Origin of the sequence: Chitinophaga rupis, assembly GCF_900109685.1 — a bacterium.
Taxonomy (GTDB): Bacteria; Bacteroidota; Bacteroidia; order Chitinophagales; family Chitinophagaceae; genus Chitinophaga; species Chitinophaga rupis.
In genome coordinates this window covers 1673730-1698428 of sequence record NZ_FOBB01000001.1, presented here as the reverse complement: position 1 = coordinate 1698428, position 24699 = coordinate 1673730, and the positions used below count along the sequence as shown (strand labels likewise).

Genomic DNA, 24699 nt, shown 5'->3' with positions numbered 1-24699 from the left:
ATAGTTAATCGGGTAATTCTTCACAGTGGTATCCTGCCTGCTGTACCAGGTCAATGATCTGCTGCGCCTGCAGATGCAGGGATTCTATACGCAGCACTTTATCAACATCGCCCCGGTCTACATTCCAGTTCAGGATGGCAGATGTACGGTTCAGCAGCGGTGCTATCAGCAGCAGGTCTTTCTTAAAGCGGATATTGGTTTTAAACACCCATACCTGTACACGCTTTTCGCTTTTGATGATGGTTAGCATATTTGATAAGTTTAAATGAGCGCTCACTTAGTTAAATGAGCTCAAAAAAATGCCTTATGGTTTTAAGGCTTTTAATACCAGTTGTAAGGTTTGCATCATGATCTCATCCGTCATGGCAAACTTTTGATTGACGTAGCTTTCGCCCTGTGTATGAAATTTTATCAGCTGGTACAATGGCGCATAAGCCACGGCCCAGAACACTTCAAAGGGCAGCTCTTTCAGCTCCTTTCTTTTAATGGCATTGGTTACAAACTGGCCCATTACCTGGCCAAAATTCTTCTTCATGCCATTCTGTATCTCTTCATAATAATGCGAATAACGGATCTGCTCTATAAAGGCCACGGATTGCGGAAACTGGATAAAGTAGTGGGCCCGGTTAATCCACTGCTTTTTCAGCCCTTCCGCAAAAGAGGCCTCCGGATCAAAATCCGCCAGGCTATGGGCCATCATCTCATGAGCTACGCCGCTGCCCAGCTGCATGATCAGGTCGTCCCGGTCTTTATAATAAATATAAATAGTGGCGGGCGACACGCCGGCTGCTTTTGCCAGCTTGTTCACGCCAAAGCCATCCAGCCCCTTTTTCACGATCATTTCTATTGCCTTTTCCCGGATGGCCTTTTCTTTATTTTCATCTCTTGTTCGCATGAGGCACAAAGATAAGTGAGCGATCGCTCATTTAAAAATTAATTCGGTAAAAACACGGGAAATGCCGGTGAAAGCGGCTAATGCAATCAAATTGGGGATCAGCTACCGGGCGTGGACCAACGCGAAAGCTCTAAGGATCAATCCCTAATAAAAACCGGCTCCGCCTGAAGCTACGGCCAATATTGCGGCAGTAGCATCCGGCGGAGCCAGGTTTGTCCTTGTTTCCCTATAAATCCCAGTTGAAGACTATTGTTGTGGCGCTACCAGGGTAGCCAGGTTCAGGATGGGCCATACACCGGGTTTGGGTACGCTTACTCCTTTGGTATTTCCTTTGGTCATAGCATCCGGACCAAAATAGTATACCGGCCAGCCTTTGTAAGACAGCTGCACACGATCAAATACATGCACGGTATCAAAATCTGTTTTGGTAAGGCTGGAAGGTATGCCCTTAATTACGCTTACTTCGTAAATAGGCCAGGTTGGATTATTGGAGAAATCCGCTTTGGTATAATTATTCTTTTTGAATTTATCAGGCGTAAAAGCGTACAGTGTTCTTCCATAATCATCTGTCAGGAACTGTGTTACCTCTTTACCGGGAACATATGCGCTGGTGTATTCCACACCATCATTACCTACCAGCTGTTTGTTGGCTAACATTACGGTGTAGTCAGGTTTGGCTACATACCATACCTTGTTGAAATTCTCTCCTTTTGTATCACCGGCAGCAGCATCGCTGGCATAGTAGTACAAAGGCCAGCCTTTATAGGTGGTTTGTTTGGCGCCGTCTGTACGGGTAATGGTTGCAAAATCTGCTGCATGCAGGCTGGTATCTCCCAGGGTAGGATTAGCGCTGTAAAACACGGGCCATACCGCTAAGCAGCCACCCGTACAGGCAGAAGTGCCCGGCGTTGCATCCATAGAAAAGAAGTACAGCGTTTTCCCTGACTTATCTGTTATTACTTTACCAAGGGTAGCATTATTGGTGATCTGTATATCCGCTTTAGGGGTATTATCCGGTGGATTGTTATCATCTTTACTACATGCAACTATTGCACTCATAGCAGCAGCTAATACAAAAAAGGTCGTTGTCTTGAATCTCATAAAATGTTTAATTGAGTAATGGATAATCGGTAAATGAATTTTATGTTTTTGAAGTGCACTCAGGATATTAATACGGCAACTTGCAGATAAGGTTGCTTACCCGGTAAAATTTTTTGAATGAAGTCTGGTAATGGCATTGTTACTGCATCCACACATAAAACACGCGCGCGTTATATATAGTGCGGAATAATTGCAGGGGATACTATTTTATAATATAGTAAGGAACCCGAACTAATTTTAGTTGGCAGCTGGCAGTTGGAAGTCGGCAGCCGGCAGTTAGTGGTTAGTGGTTGAAGTGTGTGAGGGTATAGTGCAAAAAACGGCCGGTACACCCGGCCGCTCATCAACAAATTAAATAGTAAGGACATTAAAGCAAAACACCAACAGCTAAAAGCTAAAGGCTAATAGCTAACAGCTAGAACACAGTTGCCTGCTCCGCCACGGCCACAGGCGCCTCCTCATCTTCCGGCGGGCGGCGGTGCCACCAGGAAGCCAGCAGGGAGCCGGTAATATTCATCACCGGACCAAAGATAGCCGGCGCCAGGCCAACGGTTGCAATACGGCCCATTTCTTTTGCAATGGCCGATGCCAGCCCACCGTTCTGCATACCTACCTCTATGGCAATGGTACGGCAGTCCTGCTCTTTCATACGTATTAAGCGGCAAAACCAGTAACCCAGCGTATAGCCGGAAAGGTTATGCACCAGGCCTGCTATTACCAGCAAAGGGCCTACTGTTAACAAGCTTTCACGGCCATGCGCCGTAATGATCACAATAATAAAAGCAATGGCTGCCATGGAAAGCTTTGGCATCAGCTTATCCAGCCAACCTATTTTTCCACTCAGAAAATGATTAAAGATCAAACCACCCGCTACAGGGATCAATACCATCTTAGCAATATCCCACATCATTTTCTGTACGCTTATTTCAATGTAATTACCGGCCAGCCATTCCATAAGCAAAGGCGTTACAAACGGCGCCAGCAGCGTAGATACAGCGGTAAGCGTAACAGATAATGCCAGGTTGGCTTTAGCCAGGTAAGAGATCACGTTAGAGGCCATGCCGCAGGGTGCAGAACCTATCAGGATAACACCGGCGGCTATTTCCGGCGGAAAGTGCAGCGTAGTAGCCAGCAGCAAGCCTACCAGCGGCATAATGGTAAAGTGGCAGGTAATACCCACAAACACACCGGCCGGCATTTTCACCACCCCATAAAAATCGCGCAGGCTCATAGAGGTGCCCATGCCAAACATAATGATCTGTATGAGCGGTGTTATGAGCCTGGAAAGATCGTAGCCCTGCGGATTAATAAAAGGCTGCGGGTAATAGAGCGCGGCTGTTACGGCAGCAAAGATCATCAGCGTGTATACGTAGCCCTTAGTATCCGCCTGCCGGTTGCATAATAAGCCCAGCACTATCCAGAAGGCTATCATGAACGGACCTGCTTCATCCATCTCTCCCATGGCAAATAATACTACATTAGTAATCAGCAGCAGGAAAGCAGTGATGCCAAGGAACAGGCTGGGTTTGTTTGAGAATAACATTTTGTATCAGTTTAAAGCTTACCAGGTTCTTCCCTGCAAATATTGATCAAGCGTGGTGCGGTTCAGCTGTATAGGGCCCGGATGCTGCTGCAGCCATAACAGGAATTCTTCTTTGATCTTATCCGTCCACTGGTTATCAATTTCACCGGGAGTATACCTACCGGACTTTAACATGGCATGGCCAAATTCATCTTTCATGCCAATGAAAATGGCGGTGTTGATCACCTTCTCCGCCATATGCGCGGGTATGAATAAGATACCCTCCCGCTGCGCCAGCACCAGGTCGCCGGGTAAAACCACGGCCTTGCCTATACGAATAGGCGTGTTCAATCCCATCAGCACCTCGTTCTTTAAATAGGAAGGATCCCAGTCGCGCACAAAAGCATTAAAGCCTGGAATATCTGCCAGGCCTTCAATGTCGCGGGCAGATGCATCAAACACTACCCCATTGCCGGAGCGGGCAAAAATGGCATTGCCCAGGTTATCCCCTATCAAAGTACCTTCTGCGATCTTACCAAAACCATCGGCCACATATACATCGCCTTTGGTAAGCTGCTGAATGGGCCAGGAATTGGTATTGCCTTTAAATCCTTTACTATGGCCCCTGTCCAGGATGCTCTTTTCCACATCCGGGCGGGAGGGCATAAACTGGGCAGTCACCGCCCTGCCTATAATGGGCGTATCCGGGTGCAATATTTTCCAGCTGCCCTCAAACTGGCAGTGGTAACCGTCATTATCCAGTATGGTCCATGCTTCTTCAATACCAATATGCCTGGCTTTCTCCAGCAGGCTATCGGGTATTTTAGGCCGCCCGTCGGGGAAACGTTCCCCCTTCCAGGCAGCCGTGAGAAAGATGAGCTCTTCTTTGGATATGGTTTGTGCGTGTATAGCAGCCGGCAAATACACCAGCAATGCCAGTAATAACGTTAACGGGTATACTATTTTATACTTCATTCTTTATCGGTTTCAGTGGAATTAATTTTCAGCGCCGCTGGCATGCTCCTCTACTGCTACGGTAGTGGTGTTTGCCTGGTAAGGCACGCTGGCCAGGCCATTCAGGTCATACACAATTCTGCCGGCACGCATGGTCAGCTCACATTCCAGCTTCTGGTTCCCATCCATGCGGGAACCGCTGGCATCAATAAAACCAAACTTACCTTTCGTCACCTGCAGAATGGCAATGTCTGCCACTGCTCCTTTGGAGAGGTTTCCCAATTCCTCATGCTGAATAGTTTTAGCCGGTTCCCAGGTAGATGCTTTGATAACGCTGCTTACATCCATGCCCATATTCAGGAACTTGGACATTACGTTCAGCATATCTTTCATACCGGCATTCATGCTGGTGGCATGAATATCTGTGCTGATAGTAGAGGGGTAAAAACCTGCTTTCAACGCCGGTATGGCCTGTGAAAAGGAAAAGCTGGAACCGCCATGGCCTACATCAAAAACAATCCCTTTTTTACGGGCCGCCAGGGCAAAAGGCTGCAGCTGCCCCTGGTCATTTACAATAGCCATGCGGCTTCTTAATTTGGCGTAGGCATGCGTAAAAATATCGCCAGGCCGCAGGTGCGTCATAAACAAAGAGTCCAGCGACAACGCGGGGCGCTGTTCGCCAAAATCTATCATTACCGGCACCCCGGCCATTTTGCCGGCTTCCACGGCTCGGTCTACCGGCGTCCATTCCGCACCTACATAGTGCGCTACTTTAATGCCTACCACGTACTGTTTATTGTGAAGGATAGTTAACGCCGTCATCTTGGCGTCCATATCGGCGGTGTTCTGCTCATACACGCCGCCACGCATACCTTCTCCTACAATGTTCAGGAAAGCCAGCACCCGCGTTTGCGAGTGCTGTATGGTTTGCGTTCTGAATTTTTCAAAGCTGCGCCAGCCGGAGCTGCCGGCGTCTACCACGGTGGTAACCCCGCAGCGGAAAGTAAACCCATCCGGCGCCAGGGCCGTATAGCCATTACAGAGATAATGGTTCTCTTCTGTGCCTGCAAAGTTGTGGGAGTGTATGTCAATTAACCCGGGCGTTACATACAGCCCTTCCGCATGGATCACCTTCCTGGCCTGCGCTGTATCAATATCAGCGGCTACAGCTGCAATGGTATCTGCCGTGATGGCAATATCCATAATGCGGTCAATATTATTCTTTGGATCGATGACGTGGCCACCTTTTATCAGCAGGCTATATTTTTGTGCATGGGTTACCTGCGCCCGGCATAATACCAGGCATATGATCAGCAGGCTTCCGTTCCTGATCATCCGTTTCATAAGCGTATGTTTTATGAAATTAAGCTCCCTGTGACAGTACTTCCTTCAGCCTTGCTGCTACTATCTTCTCCTGTCCGGGTACCAGCATCCAGGTGGTAATGCTGATGGCATATTTATTTCCCGGCTGCCCGTCTGCTACTTCTATAGATGGATTGCCCTTGCGCAACCTATCGCGCAGGTCTGCGGCCGTTACCGGTATTTTTTTCTCATCCCAGGATACGTGTAAGGTAGGAATGTGATTGGCCACCGCCGGTACTTTCACCTCTGTTACCACACCGGGTACGGATTTGGCGGCATTGCCCACCAGCGCTATCTGCTCTTCCCACATCTTCCATTCCTTAGCGTGGTCTTTTGCCAGGTAGTATTCCAGCGCTACCATCATGCCCAGGATCTCTTCCTTATTGATCTTCATACCACGGCCTACGGTATTACCACGGGGCGCCATACTTAAGCGGGCGGGTTTAATATATTTTTCAGCTCCTAATAACAAACCGGCGCTCTGCGGACCGCGAATGCCTTTACCACCTGAAAAACAAACCATGTCATAACCCATTTTGGTAAACCGCCACAGGTTCTCTACCGGTGGTACATCAGCCGCACAATCGATCATAGCCGGCAGGTTATGCGCTTTAGCTATTTGTATAAATTCCTCTACCTGTACCTTACCGTCAAAGTTGTTGGCATTTACAAAAAAGAGCATCGCGGTCTGGTCATTGATGGCCTTTTCCAGCTCTTCCCGGGTATCTACCTGCAACACCTTTACCCCGGTATTTTTTAATGCATGGGCATAAGGAATGTCATGCGCTTTCAGCATGATCACTTCTGTTTTCATGCCGGTGCCTTCCAGGTGCGGAATAGCTGCTGCTTTCTTTTCATCCGGGCCGGTTAATACACCGGTTAAACCCAGGGTGATGGCGGAAAATGCGCCGGAGGTAACCACGGCATATTCGCTGTGCACCAGGGAAGCAATACGTTTGCCCACTTTATCCTGCAGCTCATCCAGCATCACAAAGTCTTTGGAGGCATATTGTATGGCGGCCAGCACTTCCGGCAGCATCAAAGAGCCGGTCATTGCGGTATACGTACCTGCAGCATTTACAAAGGTGCGTACCCCCAGCTCTTTGAAATAATCTTTGGCGGGTGCGGTGCTGCTCACATCCAGGAAGGGTAATGCTTTGGCGGTACCTGCCAGTCCACCCAATAGGGGGACGGCAGAAAGATTTCGTATTAATTTTCTGCGCGTAATCATAAAAGGATTTTGAAAAAAGGAAAAAAGAGAAGTATATGGAAGCAGGAGGCAGGATGCATTCCGTATGAATCCCAGGCACTCAAATGTGGGTATCTTACTTTTTACATCCTGCTTCCTTCTTCGTTATTGTGCTGCTATGCAATCCATCTCTACCAGCGAATCTCCCGGCACGCCGCCATACACGGCAACGGTTGTACGCACCGGTGGGTTAGCGCCAAAACGGCCGCGGAACACCTCATTCATGGCTTTATAATCGTTCAGGTCGTGCAGGAACACACTTACCTTTAATACTTTGTCCATAGAAGTACCCGCCTTTTTCAGCTGGGCTTCCATTTCTTTGAGTACATGGTCCGTATGTGCTTTAATATCGCCTTCAAAGTGGGCGCCTATGCCGGCCAGGAATACCAGGCCGTTATGTTTGGTAACGCTGGAGAACAAGGGTACTTCCTGGTCGTACACCACGCCATTTACTATTTTCTCTGTATTGCTGCGGGTAACGGTACCTGCTGCTTTGGCTACAGCATTTAAACCGGCTATGCCTGCCACGGAAGCAAAAAGTTTCTTGAGTACGTTTCTTCTTTCGTTTATCATATCTATATGGATTTTTTGAGGTGAGCTCCTATTTATCCCACCATACGCGGGTAGTAAAATTATTGGCGCCCTGGCGCTGCACGGCTGTCAGGAAGTTGGCGCTGTTCACACTTTCTTCAGAAGGCGGGTATATAAGGCGGCGTGGTATAACACCACCGGTATTATTACCCGGTACATTCACGGGCGTTAACACCGGGTAACCGGTACGGCGCCAGTTAGACCATACTTCCTGCTCATCCAGGAACAGGGCTATCCACATTTGTGTATGGATCTGGTTCATCTTTTGCTCCAGGGCAGCACCGCTGTTGAAAGGATGCGCGGCTATATAGGCTGCTATCTTTTCTGTGCTGATAACGCCACCGGCGCCAAACAGGCTCCAGTTGGTCATTGCGGAAGTAATGCCGGCTGCATAGGCAGCAGCAGCATCGCCGGAGTACCAGCCGCGTGAAGCAGCTTCTGCCAGCAACAGGTTCACTTCTGCAGCGCTCATTACAATGTAAGGCGCCGACTTCTGTAAAATAGTGGCCGGGTTAGGTTCTGAGTACCGGTAAAATGAATCCGGCTTGCCCAGGATGCCATTGGGCATACCTCTTTGTATGGCCACACTGGTATCTGCTTTCTTATTCACATATACGATAGATAATACCGGCAGGCGCGGGTCATTATTGGTGCGCATGAAATCAATAAAGGTCCTGGCATATTTACCGCCTTCCGTATTCAGGTTGCCATCAGCCGCAGCAAAGTTATTGGCCAGCATATCAAAGGAAGCCGGGTTCTGGTTATAGTTCTGCGGGCCATCTGCATACTTCATATATGCCCGGTCAGCATCGGTAGTGATCACCCCACCGGCTATGGCTTTCTGCACCCAGGTTTGGGCCATGGCAGCATCCCTTTTAGTTAAGCGCATGCCTAAACGCAGCATTAAGGAGTAGCCGAATTTTTTCCACTTTCCCACATTGCCATTGTAAATGAAATCACCGGCGCCAAAGCTGGCACTGCCTTCTACCATTGCGGCAGTGGCTTCATCCAGCTCTTTCAGCATGTCTGCATAAATAGCAGACTGCTGATCATATGCGGGTGTAAAGTCATTGTCGGTATATCCCTTTACTGCGGCGGAGTAAGGCACATCGCCAAACAGATCGGTCATGCGGTGCATAATATATATGCGCCAGATGCGGGAAATAGACAGCTTATTCACATTAGCAGCGGCATCCTCATTCAGCTTATTGATCACCGTTGCAATTTCATTCACCGCGCCGGGGTAAGTGTTCTCAAAAAAAGTATAAGGATAGCTACCCTGCTGCCAGTAATACTTATCACCCAGGCCCGGCACATCCTTATAGGTAGCAAAGTGCTGCATAGCGCCACCGGCACATACCACGCTGGTGGAATAATAGGTAGTGGTAGTGGTGCCATACCCGCCGCTGACACCATCCATCAGCGCCTTGCTGAACATATATTCAGGCAGGGCTGAGGGAGAGGCATCCGGGTTCACGTTCATTTCCTCAAATCCCTTATCACAGGCCTGTAATGCAAACACACCCATTACAGCAACATATATCAGTTTATTTATTCTCCTTAACATTTCTCTTGGTGTAAAGTGTGAAGAATTAGAATTTCACCATCAGGTTAAAACCATAGCTCCGGGTCCTGGGTACAGCAAAGGCTTCAAAGCCCTGTGCATTACCGCTGGTATAGCTGGATTCAGGATCAAAGTTGTCTGTTTTCTTATAGATGGTCCAGAGGTTACGTGCTACGAAAGACACATCTACAGACTGCATTTTCAGCTTCCAGATATGATCCAGCGGTACCTGGTAGCTTAATATTACCTGGCGCAGTTTTACAAAGCTGCCATCCTGTATAAAGTGATCGGTGAAGTTTTTCCAGTTATCATAATACTGGCGCAGGTTAGCTACCGGTATGGTGTGCGGGTAAGGATTGCCGTTCTGGTCTACCCCATCCAGCTGTAAACCTTCATCCCTGCCAGGTAATGTTTGCTTGTGCAAGCCAAAACGGGTGCCATATACATCCATGGTAGAAAACACCTTGTTACCGAACTTACCATCCACCAAAAATTCCAGCGACATACGTTTGTAGTTGAAGGTATTGGTAATACCCATGGTCAGTGGCGGTACGCCCTTACCTAATTCTACCAGGTCGCTCTTTACCTCGTACCCGTTAGGGCCGTAGATCTTTTGTCCTTTTTCATTCACCGCCATTTTATACCCTTTGATAATCCCGTAAGGACTACCTACGGTGTTATGCACAAAGGCCCATCCGCCAACGCTGCTGGCCATTTGTATGGTGTTCAACCCTTCGGCCAGCTTTACTACCTCACTTTTGTTATAGGCTACGTTGTAGCTTACATTCCAGGAAAAGTCCTTGCCTTTTACAGGAGTGCCGGTCAGTAACAGCTCAACGCCTTTGTTATCCAGCTCGCCCACATTCAGCAACGCATCATTATAACCGGATGCGCGTGAGATAGCAGTACGTACAATATCATTTGTTGTTTTACGGTCGTAGAATGTAAGGTCAATGCCTAAACGGTTGTTCAGGAACTGCGCTTCCAAACCTGCCTCATAGGTGGTAGAGGTGAGTGGTTTCAGCGATGAATTGGTTACCAGGTTTACGTTATTGGAAGTGGTAACCTGCTGTACCGGCTGGCCCAGGTGGCCGCCTTGCACGCTGGTATAGGTTTGGTTCAGGATATAAGGATCCGGTGTGGCGCCGCCCACCTGCGCCCAGGAGGCGCGGATCTTGGCAAAGTTTACGAAAGAAGGCAGCTTCACGGCATCAGACAGTATAAAGCTGGTACCGATGGCCGGGTAAAAAATGCTGTTGTTGGCAGGGCTTAAAGTAGAGAACCAGTCGTTACGGCCGGTCAGGGTCAGGAAGATGATGGATTTGTAATCCAGGTCTACTGATCCGAACACGGAGTTGGTAGCGGTACGGTTGCGTATAGGCTTTGTAGTTACTGTTGACAGGTTGGTATAGCTGTAAAAGAAAGGTATTACAAACTGCGCGCCGTCGATATCCGTTTCATCACTGCTGTATTTACGCTTGTTACCGCCCGCCAGTACATTCAAGCCAAAGTTGCGGATCTTGGCATTGTAGTTTAAGGTAAGCATAGCGTTGGTTTCTGCTACGGATACTCTTTTACCACTGTAAATACCGCTGCCGGCTGTTCCCTGTGAGTATACGGTACCGGTAGGAATAATACCTACGAAATCATAGTTAAAGAAATCGCGGCTTACATTTCCTTTCACGAACAGGTTGGGCAAAATGTCGTAGCGGATGCTGGCCTGGCCTATAAAACGGTTCTTGGTATCGTTATTCTTAAACCGGTTAATTACAAAGTATGAGTTGGAAGCATACGGCGTTTCATTCCACTGTGTTTCACGGCCGGTTGAATCATATCCCGGGGCCAGGGAGCGGATGTCTACCGTATTGGCAACCATGTACACGGCCCAGTTAGGGTTACCGGGCGCATCACCGGCGCTGGGTCGGTTCTTGGCATTTTCTACGTTATACTGTGCTACGGCTTCAATGCTGATCTTTTTACCCAGGAAGGCATTCACATTCAGGTTAGCGATCTTCTTATTAATGGAAGAATTAGGTAAAATGCTTTTGCTGTCGGTATTGGATAAAGAGAAACGGTAGTTGATAGCTTCTGTGCCGCCGTTAAATGCCAGTGTATTAATGAAGGTAGTACCGGTGTTATAGAAGTTTTTGATATTATCTTTTTGCGGTGAATAAGGATGTTGCTTACCATCAAACGCGGTGTATAGCTGGCCATCCATGGGAGCACCAAATGAATGGCGCCCCCAGTCAATGGCCTGCTGCTGCGTCGCCGGTTTCATTCTTCCATTTCCCTGGCCATATTCATATTGCCAGTCCGGAACAACGGAAGGGGTTTCCAGTGTCAACGTGGTGTTATAGTCAACCCCTATACCTTTTCTTGCGCGACCTTTCTTTGTAGTAATCAGGATAACACCGTTAGCTGCACGGGAACCGTATAGCGCAGCGGCTGGTCCCCCTTTCAATACGCTCATGGTTTCTATATCGTCCGGGTTAATGCCTCCAATACCATCGCCCCTGTCCACGTTCAAACCACCGTCGCCGGTAGTTGGGCTGCCGCCGGGCGTGGTATTGTCTATAGGCATACCGTTGACCACATATAATGGTTGGTTATCGCCATTCAGTGAGCCGTTACCGCGTATGATCACGCGGCTGGAGCTTCCCGGGCCACTGGCCAGGCTGGTAGCGTTCACCCCTGCTACCTTACCGCTCAAAGCATTGGCTACGTTAATTTCCCGCGCACGGGTAAATTCACTGCCGTTCACTTCTGTTACCGCAAAAGGAATAGCCTTCTTCTCTTTTCGTATACCCAATGCCGTTACCACCACTTCTGAGAGTGATTTATTGGAATCCTGCATCGCTACCGTGATAGTGGCATTAGGGTCCGAAACGGTGATCTCCTGTTGTGCAAATCCTATGGAAGATACTATGAGCACCAGGGTAGTACCCTTCTGGTTCTCCTTTAAGGTAAGTACAAAGTTGCCTTCACCATCAGCCATGGTAGCAGTGGAAGGATCGCCTTTCACATAAATGGTAGCACCGGGTATGGCGCCGCTGTCTTTGGCAGACACAATGCGGCCCTTTATTTTATCCGCCCGCAGGTAAATGCTCACCATGTTATATAAGCTATCGGTGGCGCTTACCGGGTTAAAGATGGAAAATTGTTTATTGTTAATACGTTTGTATTCGAGATGCTGATCTGACAGCAATTGTTTCAGCGCAGCTTCCGGATCCATTTTCTCTGTTTTGTCCAGCAGGGCTGCAGGAATGGTTTTTCCATCCAGCAGGCCTTCGCGGTATGCAATACGGATATTGTGGAATTTCCGGAGACGGTCCAACCCTTCCTTTAAGGAAACGGTAGCCCGGTTAGTACCTCCTCCCTGGGGAGAGGACATGTGAAACGGAGTAGATTGTCTGGATGCATACACTTTACCTATTTGTGTTTGTGCAATTACAGGAGTTCCCATACCAAACATGAGGGCATAGCAGAGTAGCCCCAAAAAGAGATTTTGGTCTGTTCGTTGCATGTCTTTTTTTTTAGCAGATATTCCCGCTATCTACCTAAATAAAACACCAGATGTTTTTCTGAAGATTTGTTCACTTTTACATTTAACGTGGTAGAGATAACCGCCAGGAGCTCATCAACATTGGCCACATTGATCTCGCCTTCGATCTTCATGCGCCGGATGTTGTCGTCCTTTGTTTCAACAGTATAGCCATAGTTATCCTGGAGCGTTTCAATAATATCCTCCAGTGCGGCATCGGTAAAGATTATTTCCTTTCTGGTCCAGTCCTTTAGCTTTTCTGGCCTTTCTAGCTTTTGGTTGCGCAGCAGCGATTCGCCGCCGTACTCTACATAGTCGCCCGGTAACATCACAATAGCCGGCCTATTGGTTGTACCTGCGTAATCTACTTTTATTTTACCTGTTACGAGTCCTATATTAGTTTTTCCGTGGCGGCTCTTCACATTAAAGGAAGTGCCCAATACTTCTATTGTGATGCCCTTGCTATGTACAAGAAATCTTTCATATGGGCGAATGTGCCCTGCATCTTTATTAATATGTGCTACATCAAAAAAAGCTTCTCCCTCTATCCACACTTCACGCGGTGCGCTGGTATCCCATTGGCGGGCATAGTGCAGGCTTGAGTTGGCGTTTAATATTACTACTGAGTTATCCGGTAAGGTTATAGTACGCTTCTCTCCGTATTCCGTGTCTACTACCTGTTTACGGTAAGTGTTCAGCAACAGCATGCCGGTGGCTATAACTACCAGCATGGCGACGGCGACTTTCATCCAGGGGCGCAGCCATTTTACTTTGGCAGCGGCAGCCGGCTGCTCCTGTATGGTTTGCGTGATCTGCTGCCATAGCTGCGCTTTACGGCCGGCAGCGGTTACTACCTCCTGCGTACGGTAGATTTGTATGAACTGCAACGCCTGCCGGAAGTTATCCGCCTGCTGCGGGTACACGATTGTAAAAGAGCTCCAGAACGTATCGGTTTCAGCATCTGTAGCTGCTGCACCGGTTGCCCATTTGACAAATACATCATCATCCAGGAAATCCTGTAAAGTATATGTTATGTATTTGTCGCTATACATGCAATTAATGGGCGGTTTATTACTATTAGACAAAAAGAGGAAAAATTATCCCTCCGTTTTCAGGAAATTTTTAAAAAATATTTCTCCCTGCAGCAAAAGGCTGCACAGCAGGGCAAAAGAGCGCTTATTTAAAATTTGCTGCAGGCTATCCAGGGCCTTATATAATAGCTTATAGGCGGAATTAGTGCTGATGCCCATTATATCCGCTATCTCATCATAAGAGGCGCCTTCATAAAAACGGAGGAAAACTATTTCCTGCTGCCGGTCTGAGAGCTGGCTTACCATAGCAGCTACCTGCATCCGCAGCTCCTGTTCTTCCACCTTATGGGTTTGCTCCTGTTTAAACGTTACGTGAAAACCATTGCTGCTGGCGGCGCCATCCAGGTTCACCACCTTTGCCTGGGATTGTATACGCCTGAATAATAAGGTGCGCAGGGATTTGTAGAGGTAATTTTTTACAGATGCAGGCATACCAAGGTTCTGGCGGCTGGTCCATAGCTGCACAAACAGATCGTGGATGGCATCCTGCACCAGATCCGCATCTGCAGTGAACTTAGCTCCATAATTGTTTAACGGCGTGTAAAAAGCTTCGTACAATGATGTATAAGCACTCCAATCGCCCTGTTTAAACGCGTTCCACCATATTAAATGGTTTTCACCTTGCATGCACCGGCTGTTAGATTTTAGTATGAATAAAGGAGGATGGGTTAATAATACAAAAAAAATCTAAATTAACACCATGTCTTCATACGCACTTATTACAGGCGCCAGCAGGGGAATAGGCCGTTCACTGGCGCAGCTGCTGGCTCAAAAGCAATACAACCTGTTACTGGTATCCCGCTCTGAGAGCGAACTACAGGCATTAGCAGCTACCCTGGCCAGCCAGTATAAAGTAAGCGTTCATTACCTGGCTGCAGACCTTACTGCACCTGGCGCCGCGCAACAGGCATATGACTGGTGCATACAACATAAGTGGGACATCAGCCTGCTGATTAACAACGCCGGCTATGGCATCTGGGGATATTTTGATGAACTGTCCCTGGATGAACAGCGTAACATGCTGCAGCTGAATATGCAGGCGCCGGTGGAGCTAACCTATTATATGATACCCCTGCTAAAACAACAGCCGCAGGCTTATATACTGAACGTAAGCAGCACGGCCGCTTACCAGGCCGTACCCGGCATGACGCTGTACGCGGCCTCCAAATCCTTTATGCTGGGCTTTACCCGGGGATTGCGGCATGAGCTGAAACGTACGCACATCAGTGTCAGCTGCCTGTGCCCCGGGCCGGTGAACACCAATTTCCTGGAACGGGCCGGCATGCAGGATATTAAAACCATTAAAGCTGCTGCTGAAAAATATGGCATGCATCCCGACCAGGTAGCGAAGGTGGCCCTGAAAGGCCTGTTTGCAAAGAAAGCCGAGATCATACCCGGCGCGCTGAATGTGCTGTCGGCCATCGGTACACGGCTGCTACCCAAGGCGCTGATAGAGCATATTGCAGCGGGGTTGTATAAGGATAAGTGATCTGAGAATTACGAATTATCAATTACGATCCCCGCCAAAGCGGGACATGAATGCCATTGAAAATAATTATGATTATGAATAATTACGAAATGGGTAGTTCGTATTGATATTTATCAATAGCAGCATGTGTTTTCACCTCTCTCTGTCATCACACAAAAATTTTTTCTGCAGTTGCGCTCTATTTCCGGATTAATTCCTATCTTTAGTCTACTAATTTGATGGACAAATAGCTTTTATCATGTCATCCGTACGCAACAACCGCTTTCTTACCTTCTCTGCCAGGATCCACTGCAGCACGGGTTGTTGTTGTTGCTAATCTCCCTTCTATATTATTCTCCTCCTTACGCCGGCGCCTATACGCACCGGATGCAACAACCTGTCTTTTACATTTAAACGATCATTATCATGCACAACCAATATCCAGTGTTCACATTAAACGGAACACTTACCGACGAACAACAGGCTTTTTTTGCCGCCAACGGTTTTATACATTTTAAGCAATTCCTTTCCCCTGCTGATGTGCAGGACATTATAAATGCCGCAGATGCGGTACAGCAAAAGTGGATCAGCGAGGGCGTAGAAAAAGTGAATGGCGTACCTATTAAGTATGGCAAGGACCTGAACGGCCAACCCATTGTACAACGCTTTGCTTTTATTAACCAGCACTCCTCCGTATTAGCGGACCTGCTGCGCGATCCTCGCTTAAATGCCCTGCTGGAGCTGATTGGCCCCGACGCACGTATAGGTTCCGATGAAAAGGATGGAATGGTATTTAACCATTACGTAAACGGGCCTTTGAGTAAATTCACAAAGCTGGGCTGGCATACGGATGGCTTGCGCGACCTGTTTTATGGCACCCGCCTGAATCCGATGCTGAATGTAGGCATTCACCTGAGCACCCAGCATCGGGAAAACGGCGGCCTGCGTATTATACCGGGTACACATCAGCAAAATCTCTTCAACTTCCTGTTCCGCAAGCTCTATTTCCTGGATCATAGCACCGATCCTGATGAGGTAGCTATATTACCCACTGCCGGCGACCTTACCGTGCATGACGGCCGGTTGTGGCACCGTGTAGCGCAGTCACAGCGCAGCGGGGAAGAAAGCCGCCGCCGTGTGATCTATGTGCCGCTGATTGCCGGCAAATATGCGCCCAGGAATGAGTACAGCCCCACGTTGTTTTACCAGCGTTTTGCGGGGTTGGTGAAGTAGGGCGGCCTGCGGCCGCCCGTCCATGGTCGATGGTCCATAGTCCATTGCCTGCTGCGTAGTTGAAGTATAACGGGATGGGCAGTGTGCGGTTGTGGTCCATGGCCGATGGTTCCATTTCTTGGTGTATAGTTGGAGTACTGTAAGGATAGGTAGGGCTGCCTGCGAATGATGGTCCATTGCCTACTGTGTGTTGAGATTAGCGGGGATAGGCAGTGAAGTTTGCGGCTGCCGTTCATAGGCCATTGCCTGCTGCCGATTAAAGTGTTGCGGATCTATAAGTATTACCGCTGATATTAGTCATTCTTACAGATACTGGTATGCAAATTGTACAACTGATAACCGACTATAAGCATATAAACACATAAAACTATCTTTGGTCCATGGTTAATAACCCTACGGTTAAGGCCATGGACCATCGACTGTTAAAATTATGGTAAATAACCCAGCAGTTACTGCCGTGGATTATTAAAAACTATGCACAACTATCATACGAATTACGCCATGGACCATCGACTATGGACCATGGACTTTTAAAAAAACGCTTTCATACCCGCCCAAAAAGCAGTATTATTGAAAGCGTAAAAAGGCATGTGATTGATGAATTATCCGGGTAACAGTTCTTTTACACGATCCGTAAAAGGGAAGGTGGTGATTGCCTTCCTGGCGGGGTGTATTGCCCTGGGACTAGCCTGGGTAGTGAGCCGCACGGCTTTCCGTGAAATGCTGCGCACCGTAAAAAGTCTTTCCGAACCCAATGAAAAGCTGCGCATTGTAAATACCCTTTTCCGGGATATTACCCAGCTGGATCAGCTGCAGAAAAGACAGGCATTACTGAAAGCTAACTCCTACAAAAGCTTCCTCGACGAATCTAAAATGCTGCGCGTGGCCATGGATAGCCTGCTGCTGCTATATAGCGATAATCCGGCCCAGCGTCAGCGTGTGGATTCTATGAAACACCTGCTGCTGGAAAGGGATAAGCTGTTCCTGAATTATTTACAGGTGCGGCAAGGGCTGGTAAACAATAATGATCTTACCAAACAGATCCAGACCCTTTCAGAGCTGATCCTGAACAGCGCACCGCAGATAGACAGCACCGTGATCACTACGGAAAAAAAGATCTCCACCACCTTCATTTACCCCTCTGACTCTGCCGCTGCAGCCGCAGAAAAGGCGGAAGAAGAAGCCCCGCCCGTAAAAAGCGGCTTTTTCAGCCGCCTGTTTGGCCGCAAGAAACCGGAAGCACCGCCTGCAGCAGAACAGGAAGCGGAAGTAGCGCCTACCTCCCAGGCCCCTACCCGCATGGTAAAGGAAGAGGTGAACGTGAAAATAGATACGCTGGCCCTGGCCAAACAGGACAGCATTATGTGGGAGGTGGAAAAGGCCATGCAGGATTATGAAAAGGAGCGCCGCCTGCAAAGCAGCCGTTTTGTGAACCGGGAAATAGAGCTGGCCAATGCCAGTAGTGTGCTCACCAGCCAAATGCTGTCCATTCTGCAGGAAGTAGAAAAAGAAGTGGTAAAACAGGAGGAACAGAACAATCACCAGGCCCGCAATGTGGTAAGCACCAGCGTATGGCGTATCAGCATTATCATGTGCGTGTTCCTGCTGCTGATGGCCATATTGGTATACCTTATTCTTACAGATATTACTAAAAGTAACGCTTACCGGCAGCAGCTGGAAATTGCCAAGGAAGAAGCAGAATACCATGGCGCTGCCAAACAGCGTTTCCTGGCTAATATGAGCCACGAGATCCGCACGCCGCTGCAGTCCATTATTGGTTATGCCGACCTGCTGCGGCAGCAGGACAAACCTTCCAAAAAGCACCTGGAGGCTATTTTCCACTCCTCCGAACACCTGCTGCATATTGTGAACGAGGTGCTGGATTACAGCCGTATTATATCCGGTAAGTTCACTTTTGAGCGCCGCGACTTCGATCTGCGCCAGCTGCTGGATGAGGTAATGGCCGTGATACGCCCGCAGGCAGAAAAGAAGGCGCTGGCGCTGGTGTTGAACAACACCCTGCATAGCGGCGTTTTTGTGAACGGGGATCCTTTCCGCCTGAAACAGCTGCTCTATAATCTGATGGGTAATGCCGTTAAGTTCACAGACGAAGGGCTGGTAACGCTTACCGTAGAGGGAGCGCCTTCCACCGAGGATAATATGCAGCTGCTCACTTTCACCGTGGCCGATACTGGTAAAGGCATTGCTGAAAAAGACGTGCAACGCATCTTTAACCAGTTTGAACAGGCAGGCGACAGCTCTCACCAGAACGGTACCGGCCTGGGGCTGAGCATTGTAAAAGCCTTAACAGAAGCGCAGAACGGCAGCATTGAGGTAACCAGCGAACCGGGAGTAGGCTCCCGCTTTGCCGTGCAGCTGCCCTTTGCAATGGCGGCCACGCATCATGCCCTGCCCAATACAGAAGCCGTACATTTCCACGGCCATTATGAAGGCAAGGTATGGGTGGTGGATGATGATCCGTTTATTTTGCATTTATGCGCCTCTATTTTTGAGAAACATGCCATTCCGCACATCTGCTTCCATTTACCGGAGGCCATGCTGGAAATGCCCTGGGATGATAACGTAACACTGATACTGGCGGATATGCGTATGCCCGGCCTGAACGGGGCGGAACTTTGCCGCCGCCTGCGCCGGTATATTCCGGAAACCGTGAAGATCTACGCCCTTACCGCGCAGGCCCTGCCGGAAGAAAGGGAAGCCGTGCTGCAGGAAGGCGGCTTTGACGGACTGCTGATGAAACCTTTCCGGGAATCAGAACTATTATCCCTGTTAGATGAACAGTACGTACCTGAAGCAGATAACGAGGATTATGAAAGCGAATCGGAAGAGGATAATGAAATAGACCTGGCCGCGCTGGAAAAGCTCACCTTTGGCGATAAGACCATGATCCAGAAAATACTGGAACGTTTTAGTAATGATAACCGTTATGACCTGGACCAGCTTTGTATGGCGGCCAAGGGAGAAGATATGGAGCAGGTGTCTTTACTGCTGCACCGCATGGCCGGCAGAACCGCGCAGATAGGCGCCGGGGAGCTGGCAGCCCGCTTCCGCATGCTGGAAATAGCTTTACAACAAAATACTGTATTACCGGGAGATGCAGTGGCGCAGGTAGATGAGCTGTCCGTAGGCATGAAAGCCCTCTTGTACAAGGTAGATTCCCTGTTTATCCCTCAATCTGATACTTCTCCATCTTTTTATAAAGCGTCTTTCGATCAATATTAAGCAGCCGGGCGGCCTTGCTTTTATTGTTCTTTACCTGGCGCAGTATTTCCTTGATCAATTCTTTTTCATTTCCTTCATTCAGCGCCTTCAGATCGGTGCTTTGGGTTTTGGGCATCTGGTTCACGGAAAAGGTCATTTCATCCGGCAGGCTTTCCATGCCTGCGGTTTCACTTTCCGTCAGCAGCACCATGCGGCGTATCACGTTCTTTAGCTCCCGCAGGTTACCCGGCCAGTCGTACTGGCGGAACACCGTCATAGCGCCGGATGACAGGCGTTTGATCTGGCGGCCCAGCTCCTGGTTAGCCAGTTTTATAAAGTGCTGGGTAAATATTTCCAGGTCTTCTTCCCGCTCCCGCAGGGGCGGTACGTCCATTTTAAATTCATTCAGGCGATGGTACAGGTCTTCCCGGAAATTGCCGTTGGCAGAGGGCAGGTCTTCATTGGTGGCGGTAATGATCCGCACATCCACCCGTATCTGCTGGGTGCTGCCAATGGGCTGTATCACTCGCTCCTGCAGGGCGCGCAGCAGCTTCACCTGCACTTCATAGCTCAGGTTCCCCACTTCATCCAGGAAAAGAGTGCCGCCGTTAGCGGCTTCAAACAAACCCTTTTTGTTTTGTAAAGCGCCGGTAAAAGCACCTTTTACATGCCCAAACAGCTCACTGGCGGCCAGCTCTTTGGAAAGGGCGCCGCAGTCCACTGCAATAAAAGGTTTATCGGCCCGTTTGCTCAGGCTGTGAATGGAGCGGGCTACATATTCCTTACCGGTACCGCTTTCCCCCAATATGATCACAGACATATCGGTAGGCGCTACCAGCTTAATGTATTCATATAGCTTTTTGGAAACTTCACTATTACCTTCAATAAAACCGGATAATGCGTTTTGCTGCTGGGAGGCAGGGGCGGTAGTAGTGGTTTTACGGTTTAGCGCTTCGTTCAGCACCAGCAGTAGCTCATCTGCATTCACGGGTTTCGTGATATAGTCAAAGGCGCCGGAGCGCATGGCCTGCACCGCGGTACGTACATCATTAAAGCTGGTCATAATGATGGCGGGTATATGCATCCCTCTTTCCTTGGTAGCGTTCAGCACTTCCAATCCGTTCCCGTCTGTAAGCCGGTAATCCAGCAACAGCAGGTCATATTCCTTTTTTTCCAGTGATCTTATTCCGTTCTTTACGTTATACACTGCATCCACCTCATGGCCGTGTTTTTTTAGAAAACCTTCCAGGATCTGTGAAAATGTAGTGTCATCCTCTACTAACAATATATTGGCCATGGCATCAGAATGTATTTACGATGTCAGATTTACGATTTTAGATCTGATTAAAAGCAATTTATATTCGCGTAAATCCAGATCTAAAATCGTAAATCCAAGATCTAAAATTGCTCGACTGTAATATTAGTTAACAATACCGGATAAAACAAAAATAGAGAAGTCCCCCCGTCCGGGGAGACTTCCCATTTTTATTCTACTGCATGTCCAGGGCTTTCTGATCAGGCAACCACCTTACCGTCTTTATCTAACTTTACGGTTTTGGCTTCTTCTCCTTTCTTCAGCTCAACTTCGTAATACTCCGCACCAGTAGCGGGTTTTACCCAGAAAGCTTTATCTGCTTTCCATTCTTTGTAATCATCAGAAGCCAGGGTTGCCTTTACGGCATCAGGTAATTCTTCTACCTTAACAGGTTTCTTTTCATCCTGCAGCTGCACTTTTGCAATTACAGGCTTGTGTGCGTTGGCATTTACGGTAACTACGCCTGATAGTGCTACTACTACCAGCGAGAGCATCAAGTTTTTCATTGTTCAGTGTTTTTATAAAGTGGAGGAATTCTAAAGTCCCACTTTATAATGTGAAAAACGTGCCACGCTTTTTAGTAAAGTTTAGCAGGCTGCATCTCATTGACAATAAGCACTTTATGTGTATAGGATTGCGTACCCTCCACACATTACAGTTGAGGACGTATTCCCAAAGTTGAGTACAAAGTCAGCAGTTTTTTTACGCAATCTTTGCGTTCACGGCAACTTCCTGCACCAGCTGTATGCTCATGTGCAGCTTTACTTCATCTCCCAGTATCAGGCCACCGGCATCAGTGGTAGCGCTCCAGCGCAGGCCGTAGTCGGAGCGGTGTAGTCTTCCGTTCAGCTCAAAACCGGCTTTGGTTTGTCCCCATGCATCCTGTGTAGTACCGTAATAAGTAACGGAAAGCTCAATGCTATGCGTTTGATCCCGTATGGTCAGATCGCCGATCAGGCGGTAGTCGTCATCATCTACCTTCTTAACCTGTTTGGATTCAAATAATATCCTGGGAAATTGTGCGCCGTCGAAGAAATCGGCCGTTCTCAGGTGTTCATCGCGTTGTTCATTGTTGGTTGTTACACTGTTAACATCCGCCTCAAAGGTAATGTGTGCATCATGAAAGTCCGCGCTGTTGGTATGTAAGGTGCCTTCAAAATTGGTAAAGTGGCCGCTTACGTTTGTGATCATCAGGTGTTTTACTTTAAATCCTACCTCGCTGTGTGATGCATCGATTTTCCAGGTTGTCATAATTGTAATGTTTTTTAAATCCTAGGTTCCTGAAAGTATACGTTCAGGATTCCCGTTCCGTTTTCCGTATATAAAAATAATTGTTACCTCCTTCATATGCTGTGGACAAATTGCCGGAAATAGTGCACTTTTTTAACATTTGTAATAATATAGTACACATTTAACATTTCGTTAGAACTTGTCCCTAAAACCGGCTGGCCACGGGGCTTTCAAGGGGCCTTTTTGCAGGCAGTCTGCAAATAGAACTAACGTGTTAAGTGCAGAATTGCTTATTTTCCGTTCCCAAACGGAACCGCATGAAGATATTATTGGTTGAAGACGAGCCGAATGTGGTATCGCTTATTAAACGGGGCCTGGCTGATAACGGCTATGAGATCAGTGTAGCCATGGACGGTTGGTCCGGTTTACAAATGACCAATGACCATGATTTTGACCTGATCATACTGGATATTATGCTGCCTGGTATTAACGGGGTAGAGATCTGCCGCAGCATACGCAAACAAAATGAGCAGGTGCCTATTATGATGCTGACCGCATTGGGCACCACGGAAAATATTGTAACAGGGCTGGATAGCGGGGCAGACGACTACCTGGTGAAACCCTTTAAGCTGGCGGAGCTGAGCGCCCGCGTACGCACGCTTACACGCCGCTCAAAAAATACGCAGGCCCCCGGCAGCCTGCTGCAGATAGCCGACCTGGAGCTGGATACTGTTTCCAAAACCGTGCGCCGTAATAATAAACCACTTAACCTTACTGCTACCGAATACCGGCTGCTGGAGTTCCTGCTGAAGAACCAGCGCCGCGTACTGTCCCGCATAGAAATACTGGAACACGTATGGGATATTGATTTTAACCTGGGCACCAATGTAGTAGATGTATATGTGAACTACCTCCGAAAAAAAATTGATAAAGCCGGTTCCTCCAAACTGATACACACCGTGGTGGGCATGGGTTATGTAATGCGCGAACAACATGAGAATACAGAATAAGATAACCATCCTCTTTACGGCTATTACCGCCGCTATTATGCTGCTGTTAAGCCTTTTCGTTTATTATTTTGCCGCCCGCAGCACCGCGCAGAATTTTTACCACCGCCTGGAAGTACGCGCCAAAATAGTGGCGCAGGCCATCCTGGAAGAGAATAAAAGCAACACGCACATTTACTACCGTGTAAAGGAAGAGCAGCTGGAGAACCTTCCCTTTGAAAAAGATTATGCCATAAAGCTGCAGCCCCATACCGGTGAGCTGATGGAAAAACCTCCTGTGAACTTACCTGCTGATTTTTACAGAAAGGCATTTACCAACGGCATTGCGCGGTTTGTGCGCGACAGCGTGTTGTATACCGGATTATACCTGGGTAAGGATGCGGATTTTATGGTGATCACCGCTGCACAGGATGTGTATGGCAGGGAAGAATTACAGAACCTGAAACAGGCGCTGCTCATTGGTTTCCTGGTGTTCTCCGTACTGGTATTCACCATCGGGAAAGTATTCAGCCGGCAGATCTTTCAGCCCGTACGGGATATTATACATAATGTACAACGCATCAGCGCCAATAATCTGCACCTGCGTTTAAATACCGGCAACGGAAAAGATGAGATCGCGGAGCTGGCCATTACTTTTAATGATATGCTGGGCCGCCTGGAAGCTATTTTTGAAACACAGAATAATTTTATCAGCAACGCCTCCCACGAGTTCAGAACGCCCCTCACTATTATTTCCGGGGAAGCAGAGCTGGGCATGCAAAAAAACGGCGCCTCCCCGGAGCAGATTGCATCCTTTACACTCATTTCACAGGAAGCCTCCCGGCTAAACCAGCTGGTAAGCAGCCTGCTAAGCCTTGCCCAAACAGGGTTTGACGGCAAAAAACTGCCCTGGGAAAAAATACGGCTGGATGAGCTGTTATGGTCTGTGAAAACCACGGCCAACCAGATCTATCCTGACAATAAAATAACGCTGGATTTTAAGAACCTGCCGGAAGAAGCGGATCATTTAAGCACGCTGGGTAACCTTCCCTTATTACAAATGGCGCTGAGCAATGTAGTGTTAAATGCCTGCAAATATTCCAGTAACCAACCGGTAGCCATACAGCTGGAAGCTACTAAAAAGGTGCTGATCATAACAGTAACAGACCAGGGTATTGGCATTCCCTCCAAAGAGCTGGGGCAGGTATTTGTGCCTTTTTTCCGGGCCTCTAATACAAGCAACTTTGAAGGCCATGGTATCGGGCTGCCGCTTACACTTAACATTATCCGTCTGCACAAGGGCTCTATTGACATACAAGCCCGCGAACAATCCGGCACCATAGTGAAAATTTACCTGCCGGTAATTGCCTGAGCA

At 48.2% G+C, this 24699-nt stretch carries 20 protein-coding genes; 5 read left to right on the top strand and 15 right to left on the bottom strand.

The window, feature by feature from the left end:
* Nucleotides 1-4: 4 nt before the first annotated feature.
* From BMZ54_RS06880 to BMZ54_RS06825, 12 genes are all read right to left on the bottom strand, one after another.
* Entirely contained in the window at nt 5-250 is a 246-nt protein-coding gene (locus tag BMZ54_RS06880; RefSeq protein ID WP_089907917.1) for a hypothetical protein, read from the bottom strand.
* A 54-nt stretch (nt 251-304) separates the two neighbouring features.
* Nucleotides 305-895, bottom strand: coding sequence for a TetR/AcrR family transcriptional regulator (locus BMZ54_RS06875; RefSeq protein WP_089907914.1), 591 nt, complete (start codon nt 893-895; stop codon nt 305-307).
* Nucleotides 896-1141: 246 nt separating this feature from the next.
* Nucleotides 1142-1996, bottom strand: a complete 855-nt coding sequence (locus tag BMZ54_RS06870) for a hypothetical protein (protein ID WP_202909152.1) — start codon at nt 1994-1996, stop codon at nt 1142-1144.
* 415 nt (nt 1997-2411) lie between these two features.
* Nucleotides 2412-3539: a bile acid:sodium symporter family protein gene (locus BMZ54_RS06865; RefSeq protein ID WP_238386511.1), complete on the bottom strand. Its 1128-nt coding sequence runs from the start codon at nt 3537-3539 to the stop codon at nt 2412-2414.
* Between the two features lie 18 nt (nt 3540-3557).
* A complete protein-coding gene (locus tag BMZ54_RS06860; RefSeq protein WP_089907911.1) occupies nt 3558-4493 on the bottom strand; it encodes an RraA family protein in 936 nt (311 codons plus the stop codon).
* Nucleotides 4494-4514: 21 nt separating this feature from the next.
* On the bottom strand, nt 4515-5816 hold the full coding sequence (locus BMZ54_RS06855) for an amidohydrolase/deacetylase family metallohydrolase (RefSeq protein WP_238386510.1): 1302 nt from the start codon (nt 5814-5816) through the stop codon (nt 4515-4517).
* 19 nt (nt 5817-5835) lie between these two features.
* A complete protein-coding gene (locus BMZ54_RS06850) occupies nt 5836-7065 on the bottom strand; it encodes an aminotransferase class V-fold PLP-dependent enzyme (RefSeq protein WP_089907908.1) in 1230 nt (409 codons plus the stop codon).
* A gap of 123 nt (nt 7066-7188) precedes the next feature.
* Nucleotides 7189-7656 carry a RidA family protein gene (locus tag BMZ54_RS06845; RefSeq protein WP_089907905.1) on the bottom strand — a complete coding sequence of 156 codons (468 nt, stop codon included), beginning with the start codon at nt 7654-7656 and terminating at the stop codon, nt 7189-7191.
* A gap of 28 nt (nt 7657-7684) precedes the next feature.
* Complete coding sequence (locus tag BMZ54_RS06840; RefSeq protein WP_089907902.1) at nt 7685-9241, bottom strand: SusD/RagB family nutrient-binding outer membrane lipoprotein; 1557 nt, start codon at nt 9239-9241, stop codon at nt 7685-7687.
* A gap of 25 nt (nt 9242-9266) precedes the next feature.
* Nucleotides 9267-12761 (bottom strand): SusC/RagA family TonB-linked outer membrane protein, encoded by a 3495-nt coding sequence (locus BMZ54_RS06835; RefSeq protein ID WP_089907899.1) that lies wholly within the window; start codon nt 12759-12761, stop codon nt 9267-9269.
* A gap of 26 nt (nt 12762-12787) precedes the next feature.
* A complete protein-coding gene (locus BMZ54_RS06830) occupies nt 12788-13831 on the bottom strand; it encodes a FecR family protein (RefSeq protein WP_089907896.1) in 1044 nt (347 codons plus the stop codon).
* Between the two features lie 45 nt (nt 13832-13876).
* The gene (locus BMZ54_RS06825) at nt 13877-14497 is read right to left on the bottom strand and encodes an RNA polymerase sigma factor (protein ID WP_089907893.1); all 621 of its coding nucleotides are present in this window, start codon (nt 14495-14497) and stop codon (nt 13877-13879) included.
* Nucleotides 14498-14570: 73 nt separating this feature from the next.
* On the opposite strand from BMZ54_RS06825, the gene BMZ54_RS06820 reads away from it, so the two are divergent.
* The 3 genes from BMZ54_RS06820 (at nt 14571) to BMZ54_RS06810 (ending at nt 19814) form a co-directional block, all read left to right on the top strand.
* The gene (locus tag BMZ54_RS06820; protein ID WP_089907890.1) at nt 14571-15359 is read left to right on the top strand and encodes an SDR family NAD(P)-dependent oxidoreductase; all 789 of its coding nucleotides are present in this window, start codon (nt 14571-14573) and stop codon (nt 15357-15359) included.
* A gap of 405 nt (nt 15360-15764) precedes the next feature.
* The gene (locus tag BMZ54_RS06815) at nt 15765-16571 is read left to right on the top strand and encodes a phytanoyl-CoA dioxygenase family protein (RefSeq protein ID WP_089907887.1); all 807 of its coding nucleotides are present in this window, start codon (nt 15765-15767) and stop codon (nt 16569-16571) included.
* Between the two features lie 597 nt (nt 16572-17168).
* Nucleotides 17169-19814, top strand: coding sequence for a hybrid sensor histidine kinase/response regulator (locus BMZ54_RS06810; protein WP_089907884.1), 2646 nt, complete (start codon nt 17169-17171; stop codon nt 19812-19814).
* Here BMZ54_RS06810 and BMZ54_RS06805 read toward each other — a convergent pair.
* The 3 genes from BMZ54_RS06805 to BMZ54_RS06795 all read right to left on the bottom strand — a co-directional run bounded on the left by BMZ54_RS06805 (nt 19756) and on the right by BMZ54_RS06795 (nt 22359).
* Entirely contained in the window at nt 19756-21090 is a 1335-nt protein-coding gene (locus tag BMZ54_RS06805; RefSeq protein WP_089907881.1) for a sigma-54-dependent transcriptional regulator, read from the bottom strand. The two genes, BMZ54_RS06810 and BMZ54_RS06805, sit on opposite strands and share 59 nt — an antisense overlap.
* 218 nt (nt 21091-21308) lie before the next feature.
* Entirely contained in the window at nt 21309-21614 is a 306-nt protein-coding gene (locus BMZ54_RS06800) for a hypothetical protein (protein ID WP_089907878.1), read from the bottom strand.
* Nucleotides 21615-21810: 196 nt separating this feature from the next.
* On the bottom strand, nt 21811-22359 hold the full coding sequence (locus BMZ54_RS06795) for a YceI family protein (protein ID WP_089907875.1): 549 nt from the start codon (nt 22357-22359) through the stop codon (nt 21811-21813).
* A gap of 296 nt (nt 22360-22655) precedes the next feature.
* On the opposite strand from BMZ54_RS06795, the gene BMZ54_RS06790 reads away from it, so the two are divergent.
* Together BMZ54_RS06790 and BMZ54_RS06785 are read left to right on the top strand one after the other, a co-directional pair.
* The gene (locus BMZ54_RS06790) at nt 22656-23348 is read left to right on the top strand and encodes a response regulator transcription factor (protein WP_089907872.1); all 693 of its coding nucleotides are present in this window, start codon (nt 22656-22658) and stop codon (nt 23346-23348) included.
* Complete coding sequence (locus BMZ54_RS06785; RefSeq protein ID WP_089907869.1) at nt 23332-24696, top strand: sensor histidine kinase; 1365 nt, start codon at nt 23332-23334, stop codon at nt 24694-24696. Before BMZ54_RS06790 ends, BMZ54_RS06785 begins: the two co-directional genes overlap by 17 nt.
* Nucleotides 24697-24699: the final 3 nt, after the last annotated feature.

Excerpts from the sequence above, each read along its gene's own strand:
- BMZ54_RS06795 (WP_089907875.1), bottom strand. The coding sequence starts at position 22,359 with ATGACAACCTGGAAAATCGATGCATCACACAGCGAGGTAGGATTTAAA.
- BMZ54_RS06840 (WP_089907902.1), bottom strand. The coding sequence starts at position 9,241 with ATGTTAAGGAGAATAAATAAACTGATATATGTTGCTGTAATGGGTGTG.
- BMZ54_RS06855 (WP_238386510.1), bottom strand. The coding sequence starts at position 5,816 with ATGAAACGGATGATCAGGAACGGAAGCCTGCTGATCATATGCCTGGTA.
- BMZ54_RS06875 (WP_089907914.1), bottom strand. The coding sequence starts at position 895 with ATGCGAACAAGAGATGAAAATAAAGAAAAGGCCATCCGGGAAAAGGCA.
- BMZ54_RS06845 (WP_089907905.1), bottom strand. The coding sequence starts at position 7,656 with ATGATAAACGAAAGAAGAAACGTACTCAAGAAACTTTTTGCTTCCGTG.
- BMZ54_RS06870 (WP_202909152.1), bottom strand. The coding sequence starts at position 1,996 with ATGAGATTCAAGACAACGACCTTTTTTGTATTAGCTGCTGCTATGAGT.
- BMZ54_RS06810 (WP_089907884.1), top strand. The coding sequence starts at position 17,169 with ATGAATTATCCGGGTAACAGTTCTTTTACACGATCCGTAAAAGGGAAG.
- BMZ54_RS06835 (WP_089907899.1), bottom strand. The coding sequence starts at position 12,761 with ATGCAACGAACAGACCAAAATCTCTTTTTGGGGCTACTCTGCTATGCC.
- BMZ54_RS06850 (WP_089907908.1), bottom strand. The coding sequence starts at position 7,065 with ATGATTACGCGCAGAAAATTAATACGAAATCTTTCTGCCGTCCCCCTA.
- BMZ54_RS06805 (WP_089907881.1), bottom strand. The coding sequence starts at position 21,090 with ATGGCCAATATATTGTTAGTAGAGGATGACACTACATTTTCACAGATC.
- BMZ54_RS06865 (WP_238386511.1), bottom strand. The coding sequence starts at position 3,539 with ATGTTATTCTCAAACAAACCCAGCCTGTTCCTTGGCATCACTGCTTTC.
- BMZ54_RS06790 (WP_089907872.1), top strand. The coding sequence starts at position 22,656 with ATGAAGATATTATTGGTTGAAGACGAGCCGAATGTGGTATCGCTTATT.
- BMZ54_RS06880 (WP_089907917.1), bottom strand. The coding sequence starts at position 250 with ATGCTAACCATCATCAAAAGCGAAAAGCGTGTACAGGTATGGGTGTTT.
- BMZ54_RS06820 (WP_089907890.1), top strand. The coding sequence starts at position 14,571 with ATGTCTTCATACGCACTTATTACAGGCGCCAGCAGGGGAATAGGCCGT.
- BMZ54_RS06800 (WP_089907878.1), bottom strand. The coding sequence starts at position 21,614 with ATGAAAAACTTGATGCTCTCGCTGGTAGTAGTAGCACTATCAGGCGTA.
- BMZ54_RS06815 (WP_089907887.1), top strand. The coding sequence starts at position 15,765 with ATGCACAACCAATATCCAGTGTTCACATTAAACGGAACACTTACCGAC.
- BMZ54_RS06860 (WP_089907911.1), bottom strand. The coding sequence starts at position 4,493 with ATGAAGTATAAAATAGTATACCCGTTAACGTTATTACTGGCATTGCTG.
- BMZ54_RS06830 (WP_089907896.1), bottom strand. The coding sequence starts at position 13,831 with ATGTATAGCGACAAATACATAACATATACTTTACAGGATTTCCTGGAT.
- BMZ54_RS06825 (WP_089907893.1), bottom strand. The coding sequence starts at position 14,497 with ATGCAAGGTGAAAACCATTTAATATGGTGGAACGCGTTTAAACAGGGC.
- BMZ54_RS06785 (WP_089907869.1), top strand. The coding sequence starts at position 23,332 with ATGAGAATACAGAATAAGATAACCATCCTCTTTACGGCTATTACCGCC.